Below are 24,048 nucleotides of genomic sequence, written 5' to 3' on the forward strand. Positions count from 1 at the left end.
ACTAAATGAATCGCACAAAACCTGAGCGTTTTAAAAAAATATGACAAAGAATTGTAAACTGCCTCTATCCGAGACTATAGCTCTTGGGGGGATGACGCTGGCTCTTTTTCTTGGTGCTGGCAATATTATATTCCCGCCGCTGGTCGGCATGCAGGCGGGCGCAAACGCCTTTAATGCAGGCTTTGGCTTTATCATCACAGCGGTTCTGTTCCCGGCACTGGCGATTATTTCCCTTGCCATTAATGGCGGTGATATCGCGGAATTAACGAAACCTTTAGGCAAATGGCCGAGCCTGATTTTTATTGGCATTTGCTTTTTAACGCTGGGGGTTTTATTTGGTACGCCACGCACCGCGACGATTAGCTATGAAGTCATCACCGATGGCGCAGCTAGTTCCCTGATGCAGAAGATTATATTTTCCGCCGCGTTCTTTGGCCTTGCTGGCGCGACGCTGGCTAAACCCGGAAAACTGCTGGAAATCGTCGGTTTCTTCCTTTCGCCCATTAAAATTAGTGCCCTGATTTTTATCGGCATATGTGCCTGGTTACATCCGATTGGTGAGCTCACGACCGCCACAACCGCATATCAAACTCGCGCGTTCGATACAGGGTTCGTCAACGGTTATCAGACCCTGGATGTGATCAGTGCGTTGTGCTTCGGCGCCATTATCACCCACACGCTTAAACAGCGCGGGATCCACCATCCGCGGGGTATCTTCACCCATTCCATCGCCGCAGCCCTTATCGCCGCTGCAGGTCTGGCCGTGATTTATATCTGCTATCTGTCGATGGGGTCCCACAGCCCGGTGCGGGGCGCAACGAACGGTATGCAGGTGATGAGCGCCTATGTCGAGACTGTTTTTGGCGTTTATGGCCGGGTGTTGTTGGCGGCGATCATTACCCTCGCCTGTCTGGTCACGGCTATTGGTCTGACGACCGGAACGGCGCGCTATTTCAACCAGACGACCGGTGCGTCTTATGGGCTGCTGGTGACGCTCTCCCTGATGGTGTCAGCAGCACTTGCCGTGCTGGGACTGAATTCCCTCACCGCAATGGCGGTTCCCGTGCTGTGCGCCATTTACCCGGCTGCGCTGGTCGTGGTCGCGCTGGGCATCGTTAGAAAATGGACAGACGTGCCGACGAATCTGTATCAGTTGCTTTTCTATAGCGCCCTGGCAGTGGGAATAATGAGCTTGTTTGTAAAATCCTGAATGAACACTGCGAGTTCGGAAGTTGTCTTTTCATTTTTGCGCAAAACAGACCGTCACGCCCCCATTTTATTTTTTTGATATAACTGATGATTGTATTGAGCCCTCAATAATGAAGGCTCAATATTATCTCTTTCTATTGCAGGTCTTTCTCCTTCAGGAATTTACTCACCATATCAGCAATCTGCACGTTATTCAGATCCGAGAACGGGAAGTGGGTATTCCCTTTGATTCCTTCCTCAGGCAGATGCGTCACAGTGACATCCCCGCCATGCTTGTTCACCACGTCACGCCACTCGCGAGCCATTGCCAGACGCACGCGCCAGCTGTCCTGCGCGGGCATGGCGACAGGTTTATCCGGGATGTTATCGCCGTAAATAATCAGAATCGGAATTTTAGTCAGTGCCATAAACTGCTCCATCGGCACCGGTTCACCCTTCAGCGTGTCGAACGCGCTTGGCATTGGGGCAGGGAGCTCTTTCTCCGGGAAGACAAAGCTGCTACCAGGCTCGAAGGCGACAATCGCTTTGACCTTGTCGTTTTTCATCGCCGTGTACCAGCCTGGTCCGCCACCCTGAGAGTGGGTGAAAAGGATAGCCGGGCCGGATTTATCCACGACGGCGGACATCGCATCAGAGATAACATTGATATCAAACGGCCCGGTATTCGGGGTCATCTGACGGAAATACTGATTCAGGGCTTCTTTGTCGTGAGAAAACTGAACGCCCTGAAAATACTCCGGCCACACGCCAACGCGGAACTGGTTAAACCACATCTGTTCATCCGGTTTAGGCGTAACCGTACCTTCTACCGTCGTGCGCCCGGCGCTGCCCCGGCGGGGCTGATCGACAAGATAAGTTGAGAATCCACGACGCAGGAATATGTTCTGGAACCCTTCGCGACCATCCGGCGTGGTTTCCCAGGTGCGGGAGAACTGACCTGCGCCGTGCAGCATGACGATAGGGTATTTATGCGGATTTTCCGGAATTTGGTAGAACACAGACGCATGATCGCCATGCCAGGTTTGACCCGCAGAGTCCAGCGGTGTTTTCGCGTCAAATTTCCCTGGTGCGGTGATGATAGTGCCACCAGCAGAAAAGCTTCCTTGTTCCTGAATGACCAGCGGCTCGGCGTATACCGACTGAGCCACCATGCCACCCGCCATCGCGCAGATGGCCAGCGTTTTTAAGACAGTTTTCAAGATTACATCCTCTGTTATGTTTGCCGTTCAATCATATCTGAGTTGTCAGCGTGAATTATTTAGCACCTTTGATTGCCCTTATTTGGCAGACTCATGAATGCGGAGGATTAGCACCGTATCGTCTCAAACCAACGCCTAACTGTTTGCTAACGCCTGTTGCAGCGCCTGTTCCGCCCGCGTAGCCGCATCTTCTTCGCCATGTTCACGCAGAACTTGTGCCAGTTGGCGCAGTTGCGCTGCCGTCAGGCCGACTCGCATGCTGGCTCGCGTATGCGATAACAGCTGAGCTTCAACGCCCGGCGTGGCGGCTAATGCGCCAACCGTTGCCAACTCGCGGCTTTGCCAGTCGAGGTTATCGCGGGCGAAAATGTCGCCGAACAGATGCGTTTGTAGGAATTGATTAATAACCGGGGCAAAATCGAACAGAGGTCCCTGGACGGGAGCGCCGGAGATTTTAGTCTGGTTTGCGGTACCGACACGGCGAAGCTCATCTCCGACAGGGATGGCGGCGACCGGCTCTTTACCTTCAACGTCTTCAACGCCACGTTGTTTACGTGCTTCGACGACTTTCATCAGTTCATTCAGCGCGTTCAGGCTACGGGGAAATCCCGTATAGGCATAGAGCTGAACGAGAATCTCTTTGGTCTCGTTTATCGTGAGTCCTGCATCAAGCCCCTGATTCAGTGCGGCATTCAGCTTATCCATCTGACTGCTGGCCATTGATGCCGCAATCAATGGGATGGCTTGCTGGCGAGCTGACAGCGTATCTGAAACCGTTTGTTCGTGATTCATTTCTGAGGCTCCTTTATTGACGGGCGCAGCATGTGCCGTGAGACCCAAACCAAAGGTCAGCAGTACCGCTGCCGTTAATGCCTTAATGGGCGTGGTATTGTTCATCTGTCACTTTCTCCATCCAGTTAACGCTTTTGCCATCCACAATCCCGGTTATCGCCAGGTGCGTCATTGCGCTGCCGGGTGCCGCCCCGTGCCAGTGTTTGACGCCCGCCGGGCAAGAGACAACGTCGCCAGCGCGGATGACCTGCACCGGCTGGCCTTCTTGTTGGGTAAGCCCAACTCCCGAGGTCACAATCAGCCGCTGGCCTGCCGGATGCGTATGCCAGGCGGAACGAGCACCTGGCTCAAAGGTGACATAAGCCCCGGAAACGCTAATTTCGTTATCTGGTTTGAAGAGAGGATCAACCCGGACGCGACCGGTAAAGTTCTCTGCTGGCCCGTACACCGCATTCTGGCTTCCGGCGGTGGCGATATGGACAGCGGGATTTTGCTCCGCCGCCCAGGATGAAAACGTAAAGAGGGGCAGTAACAGCCCGAGGTAACGTAAATGTCTGATCATGCAAAGCGTCCTTATCTACAATGATGGAGAGGGTCTGCAATGATTCTAATCAGGGGGAGATGTCGTCAGACTGACGCCAGCCTGACAATTCTGTCAGTTAACCCTTATTATGGTGACGCTGCTTTGTCTTTTCTAAAAATAAGGCCCCAAAGCGAAAACCGTGTCATTAATGAAAATAAAACAATAATGGCCAGGTAGCGTAGATAAAAAAGTAGGGCAGATTCATCGTAATCGAAAAAGGAAAAATCGACCTTTATCAACAAATAATCGAGATAGTTCTGGTTCAGTAATTCGTACAATCCCAGTAGTGCGATTAGCGAAAAAACTCCTGGCATCATGACATTTGCAAAGAATGAATTTCTGGAGATGTTCAGGACCCGGCAGAAAAAGGTCGCCAGCATTTTCCAGTGCAACCCGATATGCAGCGCCAGAATGAGCATTCCCCAGTGGACCGACGTCATGTGTACTTTCCTGACCCAGCTCGCCGGGTTGTGGAACGCCTGGTCCAGAAGGATATGTCGGGACAGCATCATGCCCGAGACAATCGCGGTCAGAATGACAACGAATGTCACTGCATTAATGATTCTGTTAACTACCAGCATGGTTAACGGAATATTGGGCGACAGTGACCACAAGCGATGCCGGTTAAGATATAAATGCAGCATGATGAGCAGCGTAAAAATAATACCCGCCCATTCATGCACGATTTCACCGTGAAGGTGAAATCCCATCAATACCAACAGAAGTAACGTCATCAGCGCATCCTGCATGACCTGGAAAATATAAATTTTCTTCATGTCGAGGGATTAACGTTGTGGCTGGACTTGTTTTACCCATTGCTCAACCTGCGCGGGTACGTCAGGAGCTGAAATATCGTTGCGCGAGATCGCGAGCGCACGAGTGATTAATTTGGCCTGTGGCTGCATGCGAGCAATTTCTCGCAGGGAGTCGGCTAACCTGCTGCCACCATGGGTGGTAAAGGGAACGACCGTTTTGCCTGCAAAGTCATTTTGCTCAAAGAGGCTGTATATCACCATTGGCATGGTATACCACCAGATGGGGTAGCCGACGTAAATGGTGTCGTAATCGCTCAGGTCAGGGAGCGGCGTTTTTAGCGAGGGTCTGGCTTTCGTTTGCTGTTCCTTTTCGGCAACGCGCAAAAGTGCATCATGCTGGCGAGGGTAGGGAGTGGCGGTTTCAATGCGAAACAGATCGCCGTGAGTCTGCTTCTGAATCAGTTGCGCAATAAACTGCGTGCTGCCGGTCTCCGGCGTATTTTTTTGTAATACGCTGGCCCCGGAAAAACCATCCACGGCACCAGGTTTCATCTCCTCTGGTTGTGAAAAGTAGATAATCAGCGTGCGGGCGTGTGCGGATGAATCCTCTGATGCGAACGCGGGCTGCCCCAGAAGCCCCATGACCATCATCGCCAGAAACCCGCTAAATACCTTTTTCATTCTCACTGTTTCATTCCTTCAATCAGCCGTGGTGAGTATCAGCAGTGATTCTGGCGCAGATAGCCTGACATCAGACTGACGACTCTCTGACAATTTTGTCAGAAGTCTTTGCGCGCGGAGATCCCGATTTTGTCTCTGAAATCAGTCTCCCGGTTCGGATAGCGTCAGGCTGTTTAGCAAACGTCAGGCCAAAGGTATTGATACCGTTCTCGCTACGGGCAAAGACATCTCCCCGGTGCATAATGGCGACGGCACGGACAATCGACAGGCCCAGCCCATGATGGGTATCACTCCTGGCTCGGGAGGTGTCAACACGATAGAACCGTTCGAAAAGCCGGTGCAAGTGCTCTGGCGCTATCGGATCGCCAGGGTTAGAAACGTCTACACAAGCTTGATTGCCTTTTTCGCTTAAGCGCACCGTAACCGTGCTATTGGAGGGGGAATGCCTGGCGCTATTTTCCAGCAAATTAGCCAGTGAACGGTGAAACAGCCGCCTGTCGATATGCGCCGTGACGTCGCCCTCAACCTCCAGCGAAAGCTGTTTTTCAGCAAAAGAGGGTTCAACATATTCCGCTGTTTTCAGGGTTTCTTCGCGCAGGGACACCTGCGTAAGCTGGGAAGCATGTTCACCTGCGTGCGCATGAGACAGGAACAGCATGTCGTTAACTATCGACGTCATGCGTTCAAGTTCCTCAAGGTTTGAACCCAATAACTCTTCCAGTTCATCTTGTGAACGTCGGCGTGATAGCCCGAGTTGCGTCTGGCCGATCAGGTTAGTCAGCGGGGTACGAAGTTCATGCGCAACATCGGCATTAAAGCTCTCGAGCTGTCGCCAGGCGATTTCCTGACGCTCTAACACACCGTTAAATGATGATGCCAGTTGCTGCAGTTCTTCGGGCAACGCGCAGGTATTCAGGCGCTGGCCATGGTCACCTGGTGCAAGGTGTTGTGCCTGCTGACTGAGCATGCCCACCGGACGCAGGCCAATCCGTGAAACAACGTATCCCAGTAAGGCGACAATCAGTACGCCCAGCGCGGCAATAATCAGCAGCGTTCGTGTGAACGCATCGAGTGTGCCCATATACGGCGTAGAGTCGATGGCAACCACATAGCGCAGCTCAGGCCTTTCACCGTTGGCGGGGATGGTTTTCACTAACAGGAACAGTGAGCATGCACCTTCCGATGCGCCGGGCACTTTATTAAATCCCTCCTGCAAAGAAGACCACTGAACGCCCACCGGTGGTATTCCCCCCATGCTAAAGCGCGGGTTATCGCTCACTATCCAGTAGCGAACGCGCTCACCTTCAGAATTGGTTAGCACAGTAAATTTATTAGCCAACGTCGACCAGCCGTCAGCCGAGGTTCGTGCGGCGATCCACGGACTCATTAATGATTCCCGGAACAACAGTTCGTTGTGCATCTGCTTTTGCAAAGAGTCATGTAAGGAGCTTCTGAGCAGGATACCGATAATAGACACAATCAGCAGCGCGGATAAGGCAAACATCAGCGCCAGGTGAACAGAGATGGAACGTTTAGGCATGCTGAGCCTCTTCATTTATTCCGACCGGACTTCGAGGACATACCCCATGCCACGAACGGTATGTAACAGTTTGACGTCGAATGGGGCATCCACTTTGGCTCGCAGACGTTTAATGGCGACTTCAACCACATTGGCATCGCTGTCAAAATTCATGTCCCATATCTGCTCAGCAATCATCATTTTTGACAGAATCTCCCCCTGATGCCGGGCGAGAAGACTTAACAGGGAAAACTCTTTTGCGGTCAACTCCAGTCGCGTTCCGGCGCGAAATACGCGGCGGGCCAGCAGGTCGAGATGCAGATCGTGAATTTGCAGCTGGGTGATGTCTGCGCCATCCGTAGCGCGGCGACGCACCAGTGCCTGAATACGCGCCACCAGTTCAATCAGTGAAAAGGGCTTAGGGAGATAATCATCCGCGCCAAGCCGAAGCCCTTTGACGCGCTCGTCGACCGAACCGCGGGCCGAGAGCATTAGTACCGGCGTCTGTTTGACGGCTCGCACCCCCTCAAGTACCCGGTAGCCATCCATCCCCGGCAGCATCACATCAAGGATTATCGCGTCGTAGTCAAGCTCCAGCGCGTAATGAAGACCTTCAGCGCCATCTGCAGAGACATCTACCGTAAATCCGGATTCACTCAACGCACGGTTGAGATAGGTTGACGTTTTTTCTTCATCTTCGACTAGCAACAGGCGCATAACGGGATTTCCTCTTAACTGTTCAATCGGACTTATTCTGCCTCTTGATTGCCAACATAAAGCTGACGCTTACCTGACAGCATTGTCAGAAACATGAAGCCATCTCAGCCTGCTTGCTGACAAAAATGTTATTTACCTGTCACGATGCTGACAGGCCTCTCTCTCTAACCTGAGTCTGCACATTTAAATCCGCAAGCCTGAAACTCATCGGGAGAGACCATGAAATTCAATCTGTTAACTGCAATACTGCTCACGGCAATAACCGGGGCCACCTCAGTCAATGCGGCTGATTACAAAAAAAATCCATTCACCCTGGCCTATGACGGTGCCATCACTGAGAACGTCAAAGGCAAGGTCAACATTCATCCGGTGAAGTACGATCTGCATGGCATTCAGATAGCTGCGAATGTCTATACCCCTGCTAACTACGATCCCGCCAAAAAATACCCTGCCGTGGTGGTTGCACATCCGAATGGCGGCGTAAAAGAGCAGGTCGCAGGATTGTATGCCCAGCGTCTCGCCGAACAGGGCTACATCACGATTACTGCCGACGCGGCTTATCAGGGCGCGAGCGGTGGGATGCCTCGCAGCGTGGATAAACCCGCTAATCGCATCGAGGATATCCACGGCATGGCTGACTACATCAGCCAGTATCCGGGAGTGGATACTTCCCGCCTCGGTCTGCTGGGTATTTGCGGAGGTGGCGGTTATTCACTTGTTGCGGCCGAAACGGATCAACGGTTTAAATCGATCGCAACCATCAGCATGTTTAATTCAGGCCTGGTGCGGCGCAACGGTTTTCAGGACTCACAGCTGGATACTATTCAGCAGCGTCTTCAGCAGGCTTCTGACGCACGTGCTCAGGAAGCTTCCGGAGGTGAAGTCCTGTACTCCGGTGATGCCAATCTGACTGATGAACAGATCGCTAAGTTACCTTTTGCCTTATATCGACAGGGCTATGAGTACTACTGGAAAACTCACGCGCACCCGAACTCTACGTTTAAATACACGACAAGTAGCCTGTTAGATTTGATGAGTTTTGACGTTACGGACCATATCAATCTCATCAATAAACCGCTGCTGATGATTGCTGGTACAAAAGCCGACACGCTCTATATGACGGATGATGCGTTTGCGAAAGCCACCGGTACAAAAGACAAAGAACTCTTCCTGATCGATGGCGCTACCCATATCGAGACGTATTGGGTTCCTGAGTACGTCGACAAGGCTTTGCAAAAGCTGGACGTCTTCTTCGATAAGAGTATTTAACCCCCTATCAGACGATACCTTTGGCCAGCCACTCAGGCTGGTCATATCAGGACATAATGAGTGTGTCCGCATGTGACCAAGACTAACGAAGTCGGGAGGAAAGATAATTACGCACATTAAATAGCCGCTATGAATGAAATTCATAAAACGGCAGGGACATCTGAGGATTATTATTTGCCTGTAAGGTTTTACTTCGTGGTACAGGCCAACTTTAGGTTTAGCATTACGGCATTGAGTGCCTCCTTATCCAGCATGGCTTCGGCATGCAGCTTCTTGAGGCGGGCGTTCCCTCTTCAGGCGACTTGTTCGTCGGAAAAAACTTTAAAATAATACTTAAGGCATTAAGTGCTAATACCCGACGCCTTTCAGGTTACTTGCAGGACGGTCACAGCGGGAAAATGCAAACACGGTTGTGCTATTAGTCAGATACACACCTTTTAACTTGCTAAGAAAAGCTATAATCTGATGTCGTCAACGCAAACTATAAGCTCAATGAGAGAATATACAGGAACAGAACTGGAATAATCGCACTTTCAGGAATACAAAGGAGCACCAGGATGATATATCTGAATTTTGACAGGGCTTATCTCTGATAAGCCAAATTAATAGTCACGCTCAGATGCTCAAACTTGCATTTTGTGGTTTATGTAATATATAAGGGAAAATATATGAAATTCAACAATGTAAGACTGTTAGTCAAAGATTACCGCAAATGTTTCAATTTCTACACCCAGAAGCTTGGTTTAGAAGCTGTCTGGGATATTGAAGATTGCTATGCCAGCTTCAAAGTCGCCGAAGGTATAGAGGGCCTTGCTATCTTTACTTCTGATCTGATGGCCCCAATTATTGGAAATGCTGACAGAGAAAAAACGATAATATATCGCGAAAAATCAATGGTTTGTTTCGAGGTTGATAATGTAGATGAAAGCTTTGAGGCCTATTCGTTAAAAGGGATTAAATTCATTAACGAGCCAATGGATATGCCAGAATGGGGTGTGAGAGTGGTTCATCTGTACGATCCGGAGGAAAACTTGATTGAGTTATTTACGCCGCTTGGAGGCTAACAGGGGGGTCATTACTTGAGGCATAACACCCGACTGTTGATACACGGTTATCCGGACCAACACTAAACTCGTTGGGGACTGCAGACGTTTTGGCTATCGCCATATATGACACCTCTGTATGGCTGAGGTCAGTATGCCTGCAACTGCTCCGTCATGTGCCCCCTAACTTCTCGTTCGTGCTTCCTATTTCAAGCAGATTCCCCTCTGGATCGGAAATATAAAAATTTCGGATGCCAAAAGAAAGCATCATTGGTCTACCTGCAGAAAGTTGCAATTTCGACTTTAACTCTTTACTTGCAAATAATGGTTATTATCACCTGATAATATGACTGAGCTAATTCACTTATTACTTAACCACCTTTAGCTAAATTCGCAAAATCCCTTTTATTTCTACTGTAGTGGTTTATTGAATTTGGCCACCTGAGCAGAGGTGATATGCTCATCTCAGAACAATACAGGTGTCCCAATGAAAAAAAGGTATTTCAGCGCAGAGTTTAAACGCGAATCCGCTCAAACTGGTCCTTGGCCAGAACTACACCGTTGCAGCTGCGGGATGAACGACAGTGTAAAATGCCAAAAGCCTCCCCTATAACCCCGGAACAGGTACGTATAACAATGGTAACGCCCTGTTTGCGTGGATGCGCTTCGGCTTTTAGAGACAGCGAGGCATTATCACCTTTACTCATGCGGTTTCCGGAATACGTCATCCAGTAAAACGAACGGATGCTCCCCTGCTTTTTCTGTGCTAATTCGGTATATTCATATTCAGAATCGTTAAACGCACCTCTAACCGCTGGTACCTAAATATGGATATTGACCATTTTAAGACGTTCAACCAGGTTGTTATCAGCGGCAGTTTTACTAAGGCCGCACAGGCACTCTTTTTATCTCAGCCCGCCATCAGCATGCAGATCCAGGCACTGGAAAGCTATCTGAAGGTGTCATTATTCGATCGTTCCCGTCGGCAAATTAGTTTAACCAAAGAAGGCGAAGTCCTGTTTGAATACACACAGCGTATTTTTCATCTTTTTGATGAAGTACAGAGCGTGTTTCAGGACATCAGTAAACTACAGGTAGGCCGTCTGACCATCGGGGCGACGGGCGTGATGGGCACTTACTATCTCACGCGTTTTATTCAGCGTTTCCACGAACGCTTTCCGGGAATTGAACTGGAAATTCTGACCGGTAACTCGCACCACATTGCGGAACTGGTCGCCAGCGGCGAGGTTGAGATCGGTTTTGCCGGACGTTCCGTAATTCGCTCTCCGTTACAACAGGTATTTCTGCATCGGGAAAACTACAAAGTAGTGGTGGGCAAGAACTCCCCCCTGGCGGCATGCGCCAAGGGGGATATGAGTCCGGATGAATTGCTACAATCACCTTTCATTATGCGTGAGAAAGGAACGCGGATAAGAGCCAAAATAAATTCGTGGTTTAAACGTCACTCAGCGAACACCGCTCCGCAAAACTGTGTGACGCTCTCTAATCTGGAGGCGACTAAACGGCTTATCGGCAGCGGTTATGGCGTAACCGTGATTCCTCATCTGGCGATATCCGATGAGCTGAACAGCGGTGAGCTGGTTGAACTTCATGTCAAAGGTTTTAATCTCGCGGTAGATTACTACCTTGTTTACCAGGGGGAGCACTCACTGTCCCGCGCCGCCCTCGGCTTTATTTCACTGCTTTATGATGATACTCCAGATAATGAGTGGGGGAGTTTTCCTGAGCTGCTGGAAAATATATTCCATAATCATCGCTAAGTGGCATTGTTCATTATCCTTGATACAACAAGGACTCATACGCTTATGTCTGAAAAAACAGCCTATAAGCCGAACACATTCCTTACGCCCCTATCAAATTTAACTCTCTAAAATTAATGAGAAAATAATAAATGTGATCGACATCAATCTATAAACTGAGCTTATAGGTCTGATACTGATTTACAATTTTTAATCCTTCCAGAAGCCTGCCTAATATGGAGTCAATTAAGAGAGATAGTGAATAACTATCGACAGATGTTCCGACAATGAGAGGCTTAAGATGGCTAAAGAAATTGAAAGGAAATTCCTGGTGTGCTCAGAGCAGTGGCGCGCACTTGCAGAGGGAACCGTTTATCGTCAGGGATATCTCAGCAGTATAAAAGAGAGAACTGTTCGTATCCGGACGATAAACGATAAGGCGTTCCTGACCATCAAGGGAGTTACCGTTTCTGCAACGCGAACTGAATATGAATACGAAATTCCGTATGCCGATTGCTGTGCCATGCTGGATGAGCTGGCAGAGCGTCCCATTATCGAAAAGAAACGCTACAAAATCCCGGTGGGTGATGTGGTGTGGGAAATCGACGAATTTATGGGGGTTAACGCCGGACTGATCGTCGCAGAAGTGGAATTGAAAAGTGAAGAGCAGCAGTTCGATAAACCCGAGTGGATTGGTGAAGAGGTGAGCGGCGATCCGCGCTACTTCAACTCCAATCTGGTCGCCCATCCTTTTACCGAATGGGATAAATAGCGGCATTCACCATTCTTAATGGAACAGGAGAATTACAATGGCTACGCATATGGATAAGAATACCGCCACGTCGTCGAGCGACGCTGAAAAAATCATCCCCCGCGCGGAGTTCCGCGTATTCGGCCACGGCATTATCGAACGGGTAAAAGAAAAAATGTGGGATGCCAAAGCCACATTATTTAAGGCTCGTAAGATGCCGGAAGAGACCTACTTTCTGTCGCTACATACCGATACGGTTAACGTTAAAGTCCGCGACGGTCTGCTGGATATCAAAACGAAAACCGGCGAAACCCCGGAAGGCTATGAGATCTTCCAGCCGCGCGGCAAGTTTCAATTCCCGGTGCAGCGTGAGGAGTTAGCCACCATTTTGCAGCACCTCCATGTCAACATGGCGCTGGATAAAGAGAGCTATACCCTGGAAGAATTTACCAATATGGCGCGGGCCAGTAGCGATTTAGTACCGGTTAAGGTAGAGAAAATGCGCTACGGTTTTTCCGTTAACGGCATCATCAGCGAATACGCGCAGGTATGGTTTAACGGTGCGATGGTCGAAACCGCCTGTTGCGAAAGTGAAGATTATGCCGGAATTAAGGCAGTGGTTGCGGCGCTGGGGCTCGACGAACTGCCTAACACGAATTATCTGAAAGCCGCCAGACAGGTTGTTGGCATGTGAAATTCACGCCTCCATGGGTAGCTTGCTGCCCATGGAGGCGCATAAGGAGACATGGCCATGTCAGACAAAGGCGCTAAGAAAGTTTTCGATCCGCTGGATATGAGCAATTATTCTCTGGAGAAATTCAAGGAGATTAAAGCCGGTATCTGGATGGAGCGGATCAAATTCATCGGTATGCCGCTGGCTATCCTGCTGTTCCTGTTCTTTCATTTACAGTGGGTCGGGCCTATCGAAATGTTCGATACCCAAACCAAAGTTCCTCCGGCCAACTGTTACAGCGCAACGGGAATTTTTCTTGCCTCGCTGGTGCTGTGGTTGACGGAGGCGATTCCGAACTATCTCACCTCGCTTATCGTGGTCGTCACGGTGATCCTGACCGGCACAATGAAGATGCGTCCTGCGTTTGCCATGCTGGGTGAGCCAGTAATGATCCTGAACATTGCCAGCTTCATCATGGCCAGCGCTCTGGTGGTGACAGGGTTGGCGAAGCGTATGTCGCTCTGGCTGTTGGTACGCATGGGGAATAATATCTCGTTGCTGTTCTGGTGCTTTATATTACTCAACCTGATTCTCGGGGCGTTCATCAGTGCGACCTCAGCGAAAACGGCGCTGTTGTTACCGCTGTTTATGGTTATCGCCGCCATCTACGGTGCGACCGGCGGGGAAAAACGCAATAACGTCGGGCGCAACATGGTGCTGCTGAACCTGCTGGCGAATAACGTGTCGGCCAGCGCCTTTATCACCGGTTCCGCAGCTAACCTGCTGGCGGTCGCGATGATGGAGCAGGCGGGATTCAAAGTCTATTACGGCGACTGGTTCATTGCCCTGTGTCCACTGGCGCTGATTCAGTGTGCCATTGCCTGGTACACCGGAACTCGCTGGATTTTCCCCATTAAGAAAGAAGATGCTAAGCCGAAAATTGAAGGCGGCATGGATCGCCTGAAAGGGGAATTGGCGCAGCTCGGTAAGATTAGCGCGGGTGAAGTTCGCGCGGCGCTGACCTTTATTATCGTCCTGTTGCTGTGGGCAACCGACCGGGTGCACGGTATGCGTGCCGAAGTTATCGCCGTGGCGGGTGCCTGCGTTGTTCTGATGCCTTCGGTGTGCAAACTTCCGGCGCTGGGCGTGATGAAGTGGAACGACGCGGACATTCCCTGGCATATGCTGATGTTCAGCTTTGGTGCTTACGTCCTTGGCGGAATGGTCGATCAGACAGATATCGTCGGCCTCTATATTCACAGCCTGTTTGATAAATGGCAGATCGACCCTTCAGGTGGCGGCAAACTGTTGGTCTTTGCCGTACTGAGCGGCGTGTTCGCCATCACCACGCTGGTGAGCGAAAGTAAAACGGCACGTACCATCATTATGTTCCCGATCATTATCAGTATCGCTAAAAAGTTCGGCTGGGACGTGGTGGGATTCTGTCTGCCGATGGCATTCCTGATTAACCAGGTTTACGTGCTCTACTTTAACTCTAAACCCGCAAACATCAGTTACCTGCTCGATCACTACTCGACCGGTGAGTCTTTCAAATATGGTATTATCCAGATGGCTATTATTTGGGTGTTACTGATTTTATGGACTCAATATGTCATGCCGCTGATGGGGTTCAATAGCGCCCTCTGGTAGCATTGATGTGAAGGCGGTAATTCAAATTACCGCCTGATTTGCAGGAGGCAAAGATGCCAGGCGATACGATAAAAGCATCAGGAAAACGCTGTATCGAAATTAAGCAGCGGATTTTTTTCCCGCAGAAAGTCGGCACCAAACCTCTACGAAGCGAAAACTACCATATTGAAACCTGGCTATTCTTTCCTTCCAGTTTGCAGATCAATCGTTGGACATTTCCGCCGCAGGCCTTTCAGCAAAACCTGAAGAACTATATTCGCCTGCGTCCTCCCACCCTGTCGCTGCGTAAATTGTCCGTCAGCGTGCCGAAGACGCTAGGGACAATTGAACGGTTAATTACCGAACAGAGCAAAGATACCTCTGCGCAGGGTTTTGAATACCGACTCAAAATGTTTTGCCTGACCTTCAAACGGGCGCTTCACGTAGAGGTACGTTATATCGGCAAGTTGAGTGAAGACAAACAGGAGCAGGCGCTGCTGAGCTTCGCCGCCACCGCAGAGGATATTCTCAATAACTATCGTCGGATGCGGATAAAAATGTCAAAGGTGGCTGAGGTCAATGCGTTACGCATCATTGACTATGGTGACGAATTCCTCTCACTGATGCTGACGCACTATGGGCGTAAATTGCTCAATGATCTTTCGCCTTCACCGGGATACGATACTCTGCGTATTTTCTGGCGCGAGCAGATGCTGTATCGCAAAGCCAATCATCCGGGGACTTTCCCGTCACCTAATTCGGATAACGAACTGGTGATTTATCACGTTAATACCCTGAAAAAATATATCAGCAGTCCAATGTATCTGGATATCCGGCGTAAAAAAGGCGAGACCTTTCTGGCGCATACCATTGCCGGAATCGCCGCGGCAATTGCGATGATTTTCGCGACGGCGGTGGCGTTTATTTGGCAGGGGAAATACGGAGCGCTGAGCTTTCAACTATTTCTCGCAATGGTGATTGGCTATATCTTTAAAGACAGAATGAAAGAGGGATTTCGGGCGCGATTGTTTTCGACATTTCGCCGTTGGTTACCTGACCGACAGCAGATAATTTATAAAAACCTGCGCTCTCCGGTCGGTAAGTGCAACGAATCTTTCGTCTTTGTGGGGGAGCGTCAGCTACCCGATGACGTCAGGACGATGCGCCGTAAGGTGCACATTCTGGATATTCAAAACTATTATCTGAGCGAAGACATTTTGCACTACTCCAAACACGTTCATCTGCGCGGCGGGGACCAGATGTTTTCCGCCGTGAATCGTTCTGTGATGGATATTACGCGCCTGGATATCACCCCTTTTTTGAAATACACCGATGAGTTGCTGAATGAATTACCGACTCTGGATGATGAGCAGGTGCTGTACGGGGAAAAGGTCTATCACATCAACCTTATTCATCGGGTGACGGATGGCAAAGAGAGTTTTCTGGAGCGGGCACGCATCATTATTAACAGCGCGGGTATTAAGCGCATTGAACCAGTTTTTACTGCCGGGGAATCAGAAAGCGAAGAGGGCTGACGACAGAGATAAAATGCCTGATGGCGCAGCGCTATCAGGCCTGCGGGTTCCACATCTGTAGGCCTGATAAGGTGTTTACGCCGACATCCGGCAATAAAAGCTGAGCAACCGTTCAGCCTGTTTTACGCACAGGGCGATAGTGGGTGGATTCGTCAAGAAAACGGCGGATGTGGATTTCTTTTTCCAGCCGCTGTTGAAGCTGACGTTCGAGCGCTTCAGGAGAGTGCAGATCGGCCAGCCGCTCGTTGATTCTGCTCACGGCTTCGCTGCGCAGCTGTATATGTTCCTGGATATTCTTCTGTGCCCGTGCTGTCCGGGTATCGCCGAAGAGCATAAAGGTCATTAATTCACGCTGCTGCTCAGAGTTAAGGGCGTTCAGATATTTGGTGCACAATGTTTGGTAGGTGATGATGCGACGATCGAGTTCGTCAACCCAGGCGGTCAGCTCGTCACGCTGCGCGGGTGAAAGCTCAGCCATTTCCTGCTGACCGAAAAGTGTTGTTCTCAGCGCCTGAAGCCCGGCGAGATACTGCTGCTCCAGAGGAATCACCCGCTGAGCAAAGCATTCATCCAGGGAGGTTTTAGTTTCCTGCGCGATATTCTGATAAACAGGTTGACTCATTTTTTCCTCCCGCACGCGTGGTGCTATTAGATAAGACCAGAATTGCAGCCAGGATGAGTACGATCCCGCGTCTTAATTTAAGCTAACATAATAAATTATAAACAAAAAATCTATTCTGCTTATCTGAATGATAACCTGCTCTGATAGTTCACCTTAGTTTCTTTGCGTCAAAAATAGATTGACCGCCAGGCCTTGTAGGCTGCTACACACACCGTTTTCCACGTTGCCGCTGTGTCTGGTCCTTCTTTTTCGATTAGTTTTCCACGTCCGACGATAAAGCATTTGCTTGTTCATAATCGATTCTGTCGATCGTGCCGATCGGTATTATTCATTATTCCTGTCCGCTATTGGCGTTTACCCCGATGTTTCTCTGGCTGAAGCCAGAAGTCAGTGTCAGGAGGCTAAAAGGACATTCGCGGCTGGCAACGATCCTTCACTTGCACGAAAAAGAGTGTGTTTTCGAACCTGCATGTTGGAGAACCCGGCAGTGGGGCACTCTACTCGCGGGACAGCAACAGACGACATAGCTGCAATCGATATGTCGCCCGTTAACATTCAAGGATGTTGACATTAAGCGGTGGGATTACGGGGTAAAAGAAGGGGCGCGCCAGCCCAGTTCCAGCGATATTTTTTTAGCGCACTCTTTGACGTGAGGGACGAGTTCTTGCATGCGTGCGTCCGGCATATAGATGACCGTGCTGGCGACGGAGATGGCCGCGACCACATGGTTTCCGGCATCGTAAACCGGAGCCGCCACGCAGCGAATCGTCGGCTCATTTTCTTCAAGATCGAACGCGAAGCCTGCGTCGGCGTAGCCGCGCATCCGGGCGAGGAAGTCCGGGAGATGACATAATTCGCCATGGGCTAAAAAAAGCTGACGCCATTCGGATTCATCCGCGTCGAGTAACAGCGCTTTGCCAATGCCGGTCAGCACCAGCGGCATGCGATGCCCAATACGCGAGCGCATTTCCAGTCCCTGCTGGCCTGGAATTTTATCGATATACAGGACTTCCGCGCCTTCCCGTTGCCCCAGATGAACCGTGTCGCGGGTAAAATCCGCCAGCTGTTGCAGGAAGGGGCGCGCCAGAGGATAAAGCGGCGTATTTTCCAGTGAACGGGTGCCGAGCTCAATTAAGCGTGGGCCGAGCGCATAGCCATCGTGGTGAGTGAAGCGAAGAAAACGCTGTTGTACCAGCGCGCTGAGCAGCCGATGGGTCGTGCTTTTACTGGTTCCGGTAAACTCGCCGACGCTGCGTAAATCCCGACATCCTGACGCGACGGCATCAATAACAGCAAGACCGCGCAGTAGGGTTTGTACTCCCGTAATTTCGGTAGGTTGAGCATCCATAATTCACCCTGATACAGTGGTCATATTCATGTTTAAGATCAGTACGATAACAATAACCGATTCTGTGCGATAAAAATGTAACCGCGCCGTGATTTCGCCACCGCGGGCAGAAATTCCGTGTAACAGTGACGGATTTTCTGCCCGTTTCTGCTCACTCAGGAGAGCAATTGATTTTTACGTGCGCGTCTTGCGGCTATGGCCTTGCGTACCATTGGGCCAAACAGAGTCAGCATCGCCAATAGCAGGAGCGTGGCGGTGATGGGACGGGTATAAATGAAATCAAAACTCCCGTTGGACAGCGACATCGCGCGACGGAAGTTACTTTCCGCCATCGGCCCCATGATGAGTGCCAGCACGACAGGAGATGCCGGGAAACCGCCTTTTTGCATGAAATAGCCGATCACGCCCGCGACCAGCATAATGCCGACGTCAAACATGCTGTTGTTCAGAGCATAGGTGCCGACGATACACAGTGCGAGGATCAGCGGAGTCAGGACGCTCTTGGGAATGTTGATCATTTTGGCGATGAAACGAACGGAAACCAGGCCAAGAATAAGCAGCATCAGATAGCAAAACAGCATTCCGACAAACAGCATATACACCGTGTCGCTGTGTTCGGTAAATAGTCGAGGCCCAGGCTGCATTCCCTGTAGCGTCAGCGCGCCCAGCATTACCGCCGTCGTGGCGTCACCAGGAATTCCCAGCGTCAGCATAGGTAACAGCGCGCCGCCCGTGCAGCCATTAGCGCCTGCTTCACAGGCCGAAACCGCTTTGAGTTCACCCTTGCCAAACTGATCTTCCGGCCTGGCAAAGCGCTTCGCTTCATTGTAAGAAACGAAAGCGGCAATATCCGCCCCCGCGCCGGGAATCATGCCAATAAACACCCCCAGACCGGAGGAACGCAGCAGTGTGACAATAAGACGTTTGAACGTAGACCACGGCGGAATGATTCGACCAATAGCGTACTGCACCGTCTTGCTCACTACCTCGTCTTTTTCCAGCGACTTAAGCACTTCTGCAGTGGCGAACAGGCCAATCATCACCGGGATAAAAGGCACGTTCATCAGCTCGACAAAACCGCCGGTGAAACGCGGAAATCCGCCCATCGGATCGAGGCCAATGGTCGCGACCAGCAAACCACCAACGCCAGCGATCAGTCCCTTAATCAGCGATTCACCGGAAATACTGGCAATAATACTTAAGCCGAAAACGGCCAGCGCAAACGTCTCTGCGGCGCTGAATTTTAGCGCCACCTCGGCCAGAATCGGCGAGAGGAACATCAGCACGATTATGCTGAGGGTGCCGCCGAAAAAAGAGGAGAAAGTCGCCGTGCCCAGCGCCACACCGGCCTGACCTTTTTTCGTCAGTTCATAGCCATCAATCGCCGTTGCCGCGGCGGCTGGCGTGCCGGGGATCCGGAGCAGAATGGCAATAATCGAACCACCATAAACGCCACCAAAAAAGACGCCGGAGATAATCAGTAAGCCAGAAATCGGATCCATGCCGTAGGTAAAAGGCAGCATTACGGCAACGCTCATGGTGACAGTCAGGCCCGGTAACGCGCCCACCAGGATGCCAAGCCAGACGCCAATCATTGAAAATAAAATGGCTTCCGGGTGGGCCAGCAAGCTATTTACGCCGCCGAGAATAAGATCAAATTGGGACATAATTACTCCAGAGTCAGCGATTCCAGGAGGCTGCTTTCCGGCAGCGGAACGTTAAGCGCCAGCGAAAAGAGGATATACAGCGTAATGGAGAGCACGATGGCCAGCAGCCCATTAACCCACCAGCGTTGGATACCGGAGATTTTCATAATCAGTATCATAAAAAGCACCGTTGCGACCAGGTAGCCAAAAAGCTGCATGGCGTAGAGGTATGCCACGCAGGTGACGACGGTACAAAACGGCCCCGTCCAGCGTCCAAACCCCTGAGTGGGGCGAGTGGGTAGAACCATCAGCCGGCGTAACGTGGTACCAGAAAACTGACCAGCAATTAAGATCAACGAGAGAATAATCAGCAACCAGCTATAAACCGAAGGAAATGCGCCCGCCCCGATATCCGTAGAAATGGACGTTGCAGGAAAGCTTTTGGCAATCGCCAGCACCACTACGGCGATCAGACACAGCAGCAGAGCGACCAAAATGTAGCATTGTCGTTCTGCCGTAGACGCTGGCGGCGGCGTTGTCGGAGTTAACGGATTTTCAACCATAAACGACTCCCATAAGGACTATCCGGCCAGAGGGGGCTGGCCGGACGTCACCGTTATTTTTGACCGAGGCCCAGTTTTTCGATGGTGACGGAGAAATCGCGCTGCTGCTCTTCAAGCAATGCCTGGAATTCAGCACGATCGAGCCAGACATAGTTGAGGCGCATTTTGGCTAACGCTTCCTTGAAAGAGGGTTCATCGGCAGTGGCGGCGATAGCTGTGGTCAGAAAATCGATCACGTTTTGCGGGGTTTTGCTGGAGATAACCAGCCCACGCCATGCGCCGATCGACAGATCGATGTTTTTTTCCTGAAGCGTGGGGACGTCAGGCATGTTGGCGTCACGTTGAGTGCTCATTACGGCCAGTGTTTTCAGCTTGCCATCCTCAACCTGGTTGAGGACTTCCGCAGTGCTCACCGTAACGGCTTCAATGTGCCCGCCTAAAAGCGCGGTGACGGCGGGCGTCGCGCCATCGAAAGGAACGTGGTTGAAGGTCACGCCGGTTTTATCTTCCAGCGACGCGGCTGCCAGATGCCAGATTGCGCCCGTTCCTGAGTTGCCTACCCTGACCTGGCCCGGATTCTCTTTCGCCCAGGCGAGGAACTCTTCCAGCGTATTCCATGGTGCGTCGATTTTAACGGTCACGGCGCTGGGTTCCATATTGAACAGACCCAATGGAGTAAAGTCCTTCGTTTTGAACTTCACCATTCCCAGAGAGGGCAGGATAGTCAGTTCGGCGGTGCCCATCGCCAGCTTGTAGCCGTTAGGGCGCGATGCGGCAAGCTCGCTAAAACCAATTGCGCCGCCTCCGCCAGGCTTATTAATGACGCCAACGCCTACCGGAAAGTGCGGTTTAGAGGCTTCAGCAAATGCGCGCGCCACCAGATCGGTGCCGCCGCCAGCGGCGAAGGGGACGATCAGCTCTATCTGGCGCGTAGGATAATCCGCCGCCTGAGTCGGGCTTGCCAGCAGTAATGAACTGGCGGCTAACAGCGAGGTTAATAATCCAGAGGTAAATTTTTGAATTTTCATAGTCAACTCCGTTTGGTTCTTTTTATGTATTAAGGGGCGAGGACGTTCTCCAGGCGGTCACGAAGTCAGCGGCGCGACTGGCCACTTGCTCTGCTGTCATACCTGGTTGGTAAAGCGCGCCGCCAAGGCCGAATCCACTGGCTCCGGCGGCGCGATAGTCGAATATTGTCTGCGGCGTGATTCCACCAACGGGCAGCAGCGGGATCGCCGCGGGGATCACGGCGCGCCACGCTTTCACCACGACGGGAGGGATCGCCTCAGCGGGAAACTGTTTCACCGCATCCGCTCCCTTCGCCAGCGCGCTGAAAGCCTCGCCTGGCGTCGCCGCCCCGGGGAGGCTTATCAATCCCGCGCGCTTTGTCTCTTCAATTAATTCCGGATCGGTATGGGGAGAGATAATCAGCTGGCCGCCGCTTTGCGCCACGTCATGCAGCTGAGTCACGGTCATCACCGTTCCAGCGCCCACCCAACAGTCCGAAGGTAAAATACGACGCAGATGTGAAATACTCAGCAAGGGTTCAGGCGAATTAAGCGGGACTTCGATGATGCGGAATCCCTGTTCATACAGGGCGGCTCCGACGGCTTCAGCCTGTTCGGGCGGTATACCGCGCAGAATGGCAATCAGACCGGTTTGACGTAGCGTGGTGATAAAATCCATAGTCAGTTCCTGGTGTTGGTCGAGAAAAAGGTCAACGGGAAATCAGGCCACAAGACTGGCGTAACGCGCTACCTGCCACATTCCCTGTTCCGCCGCTCCGGGAGCGATATACACCGGATTGCGGCATTCAAAAATCGCCATGGCGCGCTGGTAGCGCTGACACAACGGCTGCGAACCAATTAAGGTGATGTCGGTATCGGCGGAGATCCCATCCAGCGCGATGGCAAGCTCATTGCCCAGCAGGAGACCCGAGAGATAGTCCGGCTGTTGTTGCGGCGATAGCTGCTGACAAAGGAGCCGGGTGCGTACCGAAAAGAGAGAGCCGAGCAAATTGCCTGGCTGCTGACGGGCGACGCGGATGCCTTCAGCAAAAGCCTGCCAGTCAGGAGCTTCAGGGGGCTGCATCGTCAGCCCCAGTATCGAATGGTGGCGCAGCACATCGTAAAGTTCCCCCGACATAAACGTACGCAGGCGGTCAATTTTCTCCTGCGTGACGCTCACCCATTTTGAATGTGTACCGGGCAGGGCAATCAGCGATTCTCTGCCGCTGGCCTGAACATCACGCAGGCGTTCATCACCCGCGATTGCGCCGAACACCTGGGTTTCTTCTCCACGCATCACTTCCGGCAAAAGGTTCGTTTGCTGAACGCCTGGAATGATATAGAAGCAGCGCTGGTCATCGACATCGACGCGGGTTAACTGCTCCGCCAACTGACGAGCATCGCAGGGCGCAGGCAAATAGGGCGCGGGCTGCCAGCCCTGGGCGCTGCCAATCATGCCGCTGGCAATAACCGGACAGGCGGGATCGGCTGCCAGCCAGTCTGCGCAGGCCAGGTCGAAGGCCAGACGAAAGCTCATCAGCCGATTGGGCGCGTCGGGTAATTTCATGATGCCGTGGGGAAGTTCCCGCCGTGCAGTCACGGTACCGTTTGCGGCTAAGCGGTAGGCGCGTAGCGCGCTGGTTCCCCAATCCAGGGCGATCAATGCAGTCATATCAGGATCCTTTTGCATGCGTAGAGACGAAGGGATAAATCAGAGAGGTTCGATGTGCCACCCAGCCCAGCTCTGCGGAAATGTCCTCAGCGTAACGTTTTACGATGCCGCTGAGCTCCTGCATGCGTTCATCCGGCATGTAGGGGGCGATGCTGGCGACGGAAATAGCGGCGACAACATGATTTCCGGCATCCCGAATCGGTGCCGCCACGCAGCGGATGGCGAGCTCGTTCTCTTCCAGATCCAGGGTGTAACCGCGCTCAGCGTAATGGTGCATGCTGCGAATAAAGGAACCAGCGTCCGCGCCGGGATTATGCAGTCGATAAAAGTGCTGCCATTCCGCCATCGTCGCGCCGAGCATCAGCGCTTTGCCAATGCCAGTCGAAAACAGCGGCATACGGTGCCCAACGCGCGAGCGCATCTCCAGCCCGCGGGTACCGGGAATTTTATCGATATACAACACGTCGCCTTGCTCGCGAATGCCGAGATGGACGGTGTCCTGAGTGAGCTGAGCCAGCGCTTCGAGCAGCGGGCGGGCAGCGATGCGTAGCGGATAACCAGCAAGCGATGCGCCGCCCAGCTCAATCAGTCTTGGCCCGAGAAAATAGCCCCGGCTGGAAATTTGTCGCAAATATCGTTGAGCGACCAGGGCGCTGATCAGACGATGCGTTGTACTGCGCGGTGCGGAAATGTGCTGACTGATTGCACGTAAATCATGATGTCCTGCGGCAACCGCTTCGATGGCAGCCAGTCCGCGCAGTAACGTTTGTACACCGTTCACAGTCGAAGGAGAGGAGATCATGATAATTTCCGCCTGGTCGCTTATTTGATGGCGGTATATTTCCATAGTCAATTAACTGGAAATATGAATTCGCTCACATAATACCACATTATAAACTCGTGTTTCATATATAGGGATTATTAGGCTGAATAAAGCGATAGTAATCACAATTGAGGTTCAGGGTGAAATATATATTTTGGACTGTCGGTGATGCGTATTGAGTAGCTTCTCGTTCAGGCGAATGGCTGATTATTAATGGGCATCGCGCGCCGCATTAACTTCATCGTGAATTCA

23 protein-coding genes and 2 pseudogenes are annotated in these 24,048 nt (G+C 51.5%); 10 read left to right on the forward strand and 15 right to left on the reverse strand.

The features are described from left to right. The first annotated feature begins 91 nt into the window (after window positions 1–91). Window positions 92–1,210 carry a branched-chain amino acid transport system II carrier protein gene (gene brnQ / locus GFC06_RS14375; protein WP_267237668.1) on the forward strand — a complete coding sequence of 373 codons (1,119 nt, stop codon included), beginning with the start codon at window positions 92–94 and terminating at the stop codon, window positions 1,208–1,210. 133 nt (window positions 1,211–1,343) lie between these two features. Here the strand turns inward: brnQ and GFC06_RS14380 are convergent, their stop codons facing one another. The 7 genes from GFC06_RS14380 to GFC06_RS14410 form a co-directional block, all read right to left on the reverse strand. Beyond that, window positions 1,344–2,408 (reverse strand): alpha/beta hydrolase, encoded by a 1,065-nt coding sequence (locus tag GFC06_RS14380; protein WP_047416683.1) that lies wholly within the window; start codon window positions 2,406–2,408, stop codon window positions 1,344–1,346. Window positions 2,409–2,543: 135 nt separating this feature from the next. Beyond that, window positions 2,544–3,305: a carboxymuconolactone decarboxylase family protein gene (locus GFC06_RS14385; protein WP_101700528.1), complete on the reverse strand. Its 762-nt coding sequence runs from the start codon at window positions 3,303–3,305 to the stop codon at window positions 2,544–2,546. Further along, window positions 3,283–3,762: a (R)-mandelonitrile lyase gene (locus tag GFC06_RS14390; protein WP_047497910.1), complete on the reverse strand. Its 480-nt coding sequence runs from the start codon at window positions 3,760–3,762 to the stop codon at window positions 3,283–3,285. Before GFC06_RS14390 ends, GFC06_RS14385 begins: the two co-directional genes overlap by 23 nt. A 107-nt stretch (window positions 3,763–3,869) precedes the next feature. Beyond that, window positions 3,870–4,517, reverse strand: coding sequence for a DUF4405 domain-containing protein (locus GFC06_RS14395; protein WP_049282248.1), 648 nt, complete (start codon window positions 4,515–4,517; stop codon window positions 3,870–3,872). Between the two features lie 51 nt (window positions 4,518–4,568). Then, on the reverse strand, window positions 4,569–5,219 hold the full coding sequence (locus GFC06_RS14400; protein WP_404990127.1) for a flavodoxin: 651 nt from the start codon (window positions 5,217–5,219) through the stop codon (window positions 4,569–4,571). A gap of 70 nt (window positions 5,220–5,289) precedes the next feature. Next, window positions 5,290–6,759 (reverse strand): heavy metal sensor histidine kinase, encoded by a 1,470-nt coding sequence (locus GFC06_RS14405; RefSeq protein ID WP_153690291.1) that lies wholly within the window; start codon window positions 6,757–6,759, stop codon window positions 5,290–5,292. A 15-nt stretch (window positions 6,760–6,774) separates the two neighbouring features. Then, a complete protein-coding gene (locus GFC06_RS14410) occupies window positions 6,775–7,455 on the reverse strand; it encodes a heavy metal response regulator transcription factor (RefSeq protein WP_049282242.1) in 681 nt (226 codons plus the stop codon). Between the two features lie 219 nt (window positions 7,456–7,674). Between GFC06_RS14410 and GFC06_RS14415 the strand changes: the two genes are divergently transcribed. The 8 genes and pseudogenes from GFC06_RS14415 (at window position 7,675) to GFC06_RS14450 (ending at window position 16,115) form a co-directional block, all read left to right on the forward strand. Continuing rightward, complete coding sequence (locus GFC06_RS14415; RefSeq protein ID WP_047497922.1) at window positions 7,675–8,724, forward strand: alpha/beta hydrolase; 1,050 nt, start codon at window positions 7,675–7,677, stop codon at window positions 8,722–8,724. A gap of 668 nt (window positions 8,725–9,392) precedes the next feature. After that, complete coding sequence (locus tag GFC06_RS14420; RefSeq protein WP_153690292.1) at window positions 9,393–9,788, forward strand: VOC family protein; 396 nt, start codon at window positions 9,393–9,395, stop codon at window positions 9,786–9,788. 466 nt (window positions 9,789–10,254) lie between these two features. Continuing rightward, window positions 10,255–10,400, forward strand: a pseudogene (locus GFC06_RS14425) (IS3 family transposase); the annotation flags it as partial. A gap of 194 nt (window positions 10,401–10,594) precedes the next feature. Further along, window positions 10,595–11,548, forward strand: a complete 954-nt coding sequence (locus GFC06_RS14430) for a LysR family transcriptional regulator (RefSeq protein WP_047497928.1) — start codon at window positions 10,595–10,597, stop codon at window positions 11,546–11,548. Window positions 11,549–11,828: 280 nt separating this feature from the next. Next, the gene (locus GFC06_RS14435) at window positions 11,829–12,299 is read left to right on the forward strand and encodes a CYTH domain-containing protein (protein ID WP_047497931.1); all 471 of its coding nucleotides are present in this window, start codon (window positions 11,829–11,831) and stop codon (window positions 12,297–12,299) included. 37 nt (window positions 12,300–12,336) lie between these two features. Beyond that, on the forward strand, window positions 12,337–12,972 hold the full coding sequence (locus GFC06_RS14440; RefSeq protein ID WP_047497933.1) for a hypothetical protein: 636 nt from the start codon (window positions 12,337–12,339) through the stop codon (window positions 12,970–12,972). A gap of 57 nt (window positions 12,973–13,029) precedes the next feature. After that, a complete protein-coding gene (locus tag GFC06_RS14445) occupies window positions 13,030–14,601 on the forward strand; it encodes an SLC13 family permease (protein ID WP_016153315.1) in 1,572 nt (523 codons plus the stop codon). Window positions 14,602–14,654: 53 nt separating this feature from the next. Beyond that, window positions 14,655–16,115 carry a hypothetical protein gene (locus GFC06_RS14450; protein ID WP_016153314.1) on the forward strand — a complete coding sequence of 487 codons (1,461 nt, stop codon included), beginning with the start codon at window positions 14,655–14,657 and terminating at the stop codon, window positions 16,113–16,115. A gap of 112 nt (window positions 16,116–16,227) precedes the next feature. Here GFC06_RS14450 and GFC06_RS14455 read toward each other — a convergent pair whose 3' ends face one another. Beyond that, complete coding sequence (locus GFC06_RS14455) at window positions 16,228–16,737, reverse strand: hypothetical protein (RefSeq protein WP_016153313.1); 510 nt, start codon at window positions 16,735–16,737, stop codon at window positions 16,228–16,230. Between the two features lie 337 nt (window positions 16,738–17,074). Between GFC06_RS14455 and GFC06_RS23395 the strand changes: the two are divergent. Then, window positions 17,075–17,185: pseudogene (locus GFC06_RS23395) on the forward strand (Arm DNA-binding domain-containing protein); the annotation flags it as partial. Between the two features lie 135 nt (window positions 17,186–17,320). Here the strand turns inward: GFC06_RS23395 and GFC06_RS14465 are convergent. From GFC06_RS14465 to GFC06_RS14495, 7 genes are all read right to left on the reverse strand, one after another. After that, entirely contained in the window at window positions 17,321–18,085 is a 765-nt protein-coding gene (locus GFC06_RS14465; RefSeq protein WP_047389881.1) for an IclR family transcriptional regulator, read from the reverse strand. Window positions 18,086–18,240: 155 nt separating this feature from the next. Continuing rightward, window positions 18,241–19,752 (reverse strand): tripartite tricarboxylate transporter permease, encoded by a 1,512-nt coding sequence (locus tag GFC06_RS14470; RefSeq protein ID WP_016153311.1) that lies wholly within the window; start codon window positions 19,750–19,752, stop codon window positions 18,241–18,243. Window positions 19,753–19,754: 2 nt separating this feature from the next. Beyond that, window positions 19,755–20,294 carry a tripartite tricarboxylate transporter TctB family protein gene (locus tag GFC06_RS14475; protein WP_153690293.1) on the reverse strand — a complete coding sequence of 180 codons (540 nt, stop codon included), beginning with the start codon at window positions 20,292–20,294 and terminating at the stop codon, window positions 19,755–19,757. Window positions 20,295–20,347: 53 nt separating this feature from the next. Next, window positions 20,348–21,322: a Bug family tripartite tricarboxylate transporter substrate binding protein gene (locus GFC06_RS14480; protein WP_153690294.1), complete on the reverse strand. Its 975-nt coding sequence runs from the start codon at window positions 21,320–21,322 to the stop codon at window positions 20,348–20,350. A 22-nt stretch (window positions 21,323–21,344) separates the two neighbouring features. Then, window positions 21,345–21,980: a 2-dehydro-3-deoxy-6-phosphogalactonate aldolase gene (locus GFC06_RS14485; RefSeq protein ID WP_153690295.1), complete on the reverse strand. Its 636-nt coding sequence runs from the start codon at window positions 21,978–21,980 to the stop codon at window positions 21,345–21,347. Window positions 21,981–22,022: 42 nt separating this feature from the next. After that, the gene (locus GFC06_RS14490) at window positions 22,023–22,973 is read right to left on the reverse strand and encodes a 2-dehydro-3-deoxygalactonokinase (protein WP_131346136.1); all 951 of its coding nucleotides are present in this window, start codon (window positions 22,971–22,973) and stop codon (window positions 22,023–22,025) included. 1 nt (window position 22,974) lies between these two features. Beyond that, a complete protein-coding gene (locus GFC06_RS14495) occupies window positions 22,975–23,775 on the reverse strand; it encodes an IclR family transcriptional regulator (protein ID WP_153690296.1) in 801 nt (266 codons plus the stop codon). Between the last annotated feature and the right edge of the window lie 273 nt (window positions 23,776–24,048).

Origin of the sequence: Citrobacter braakii, from assembly GCF_009648935.1 — a bacterium.
In the GTDB taxonomy this organism is placed as follows: domain Bacteria; phylum Pseudomonadota; class Gammaproteobacteria; order Enterobacterales; family Enterobacteriaceae; genus Citrobacter; species Citrobacter braakii.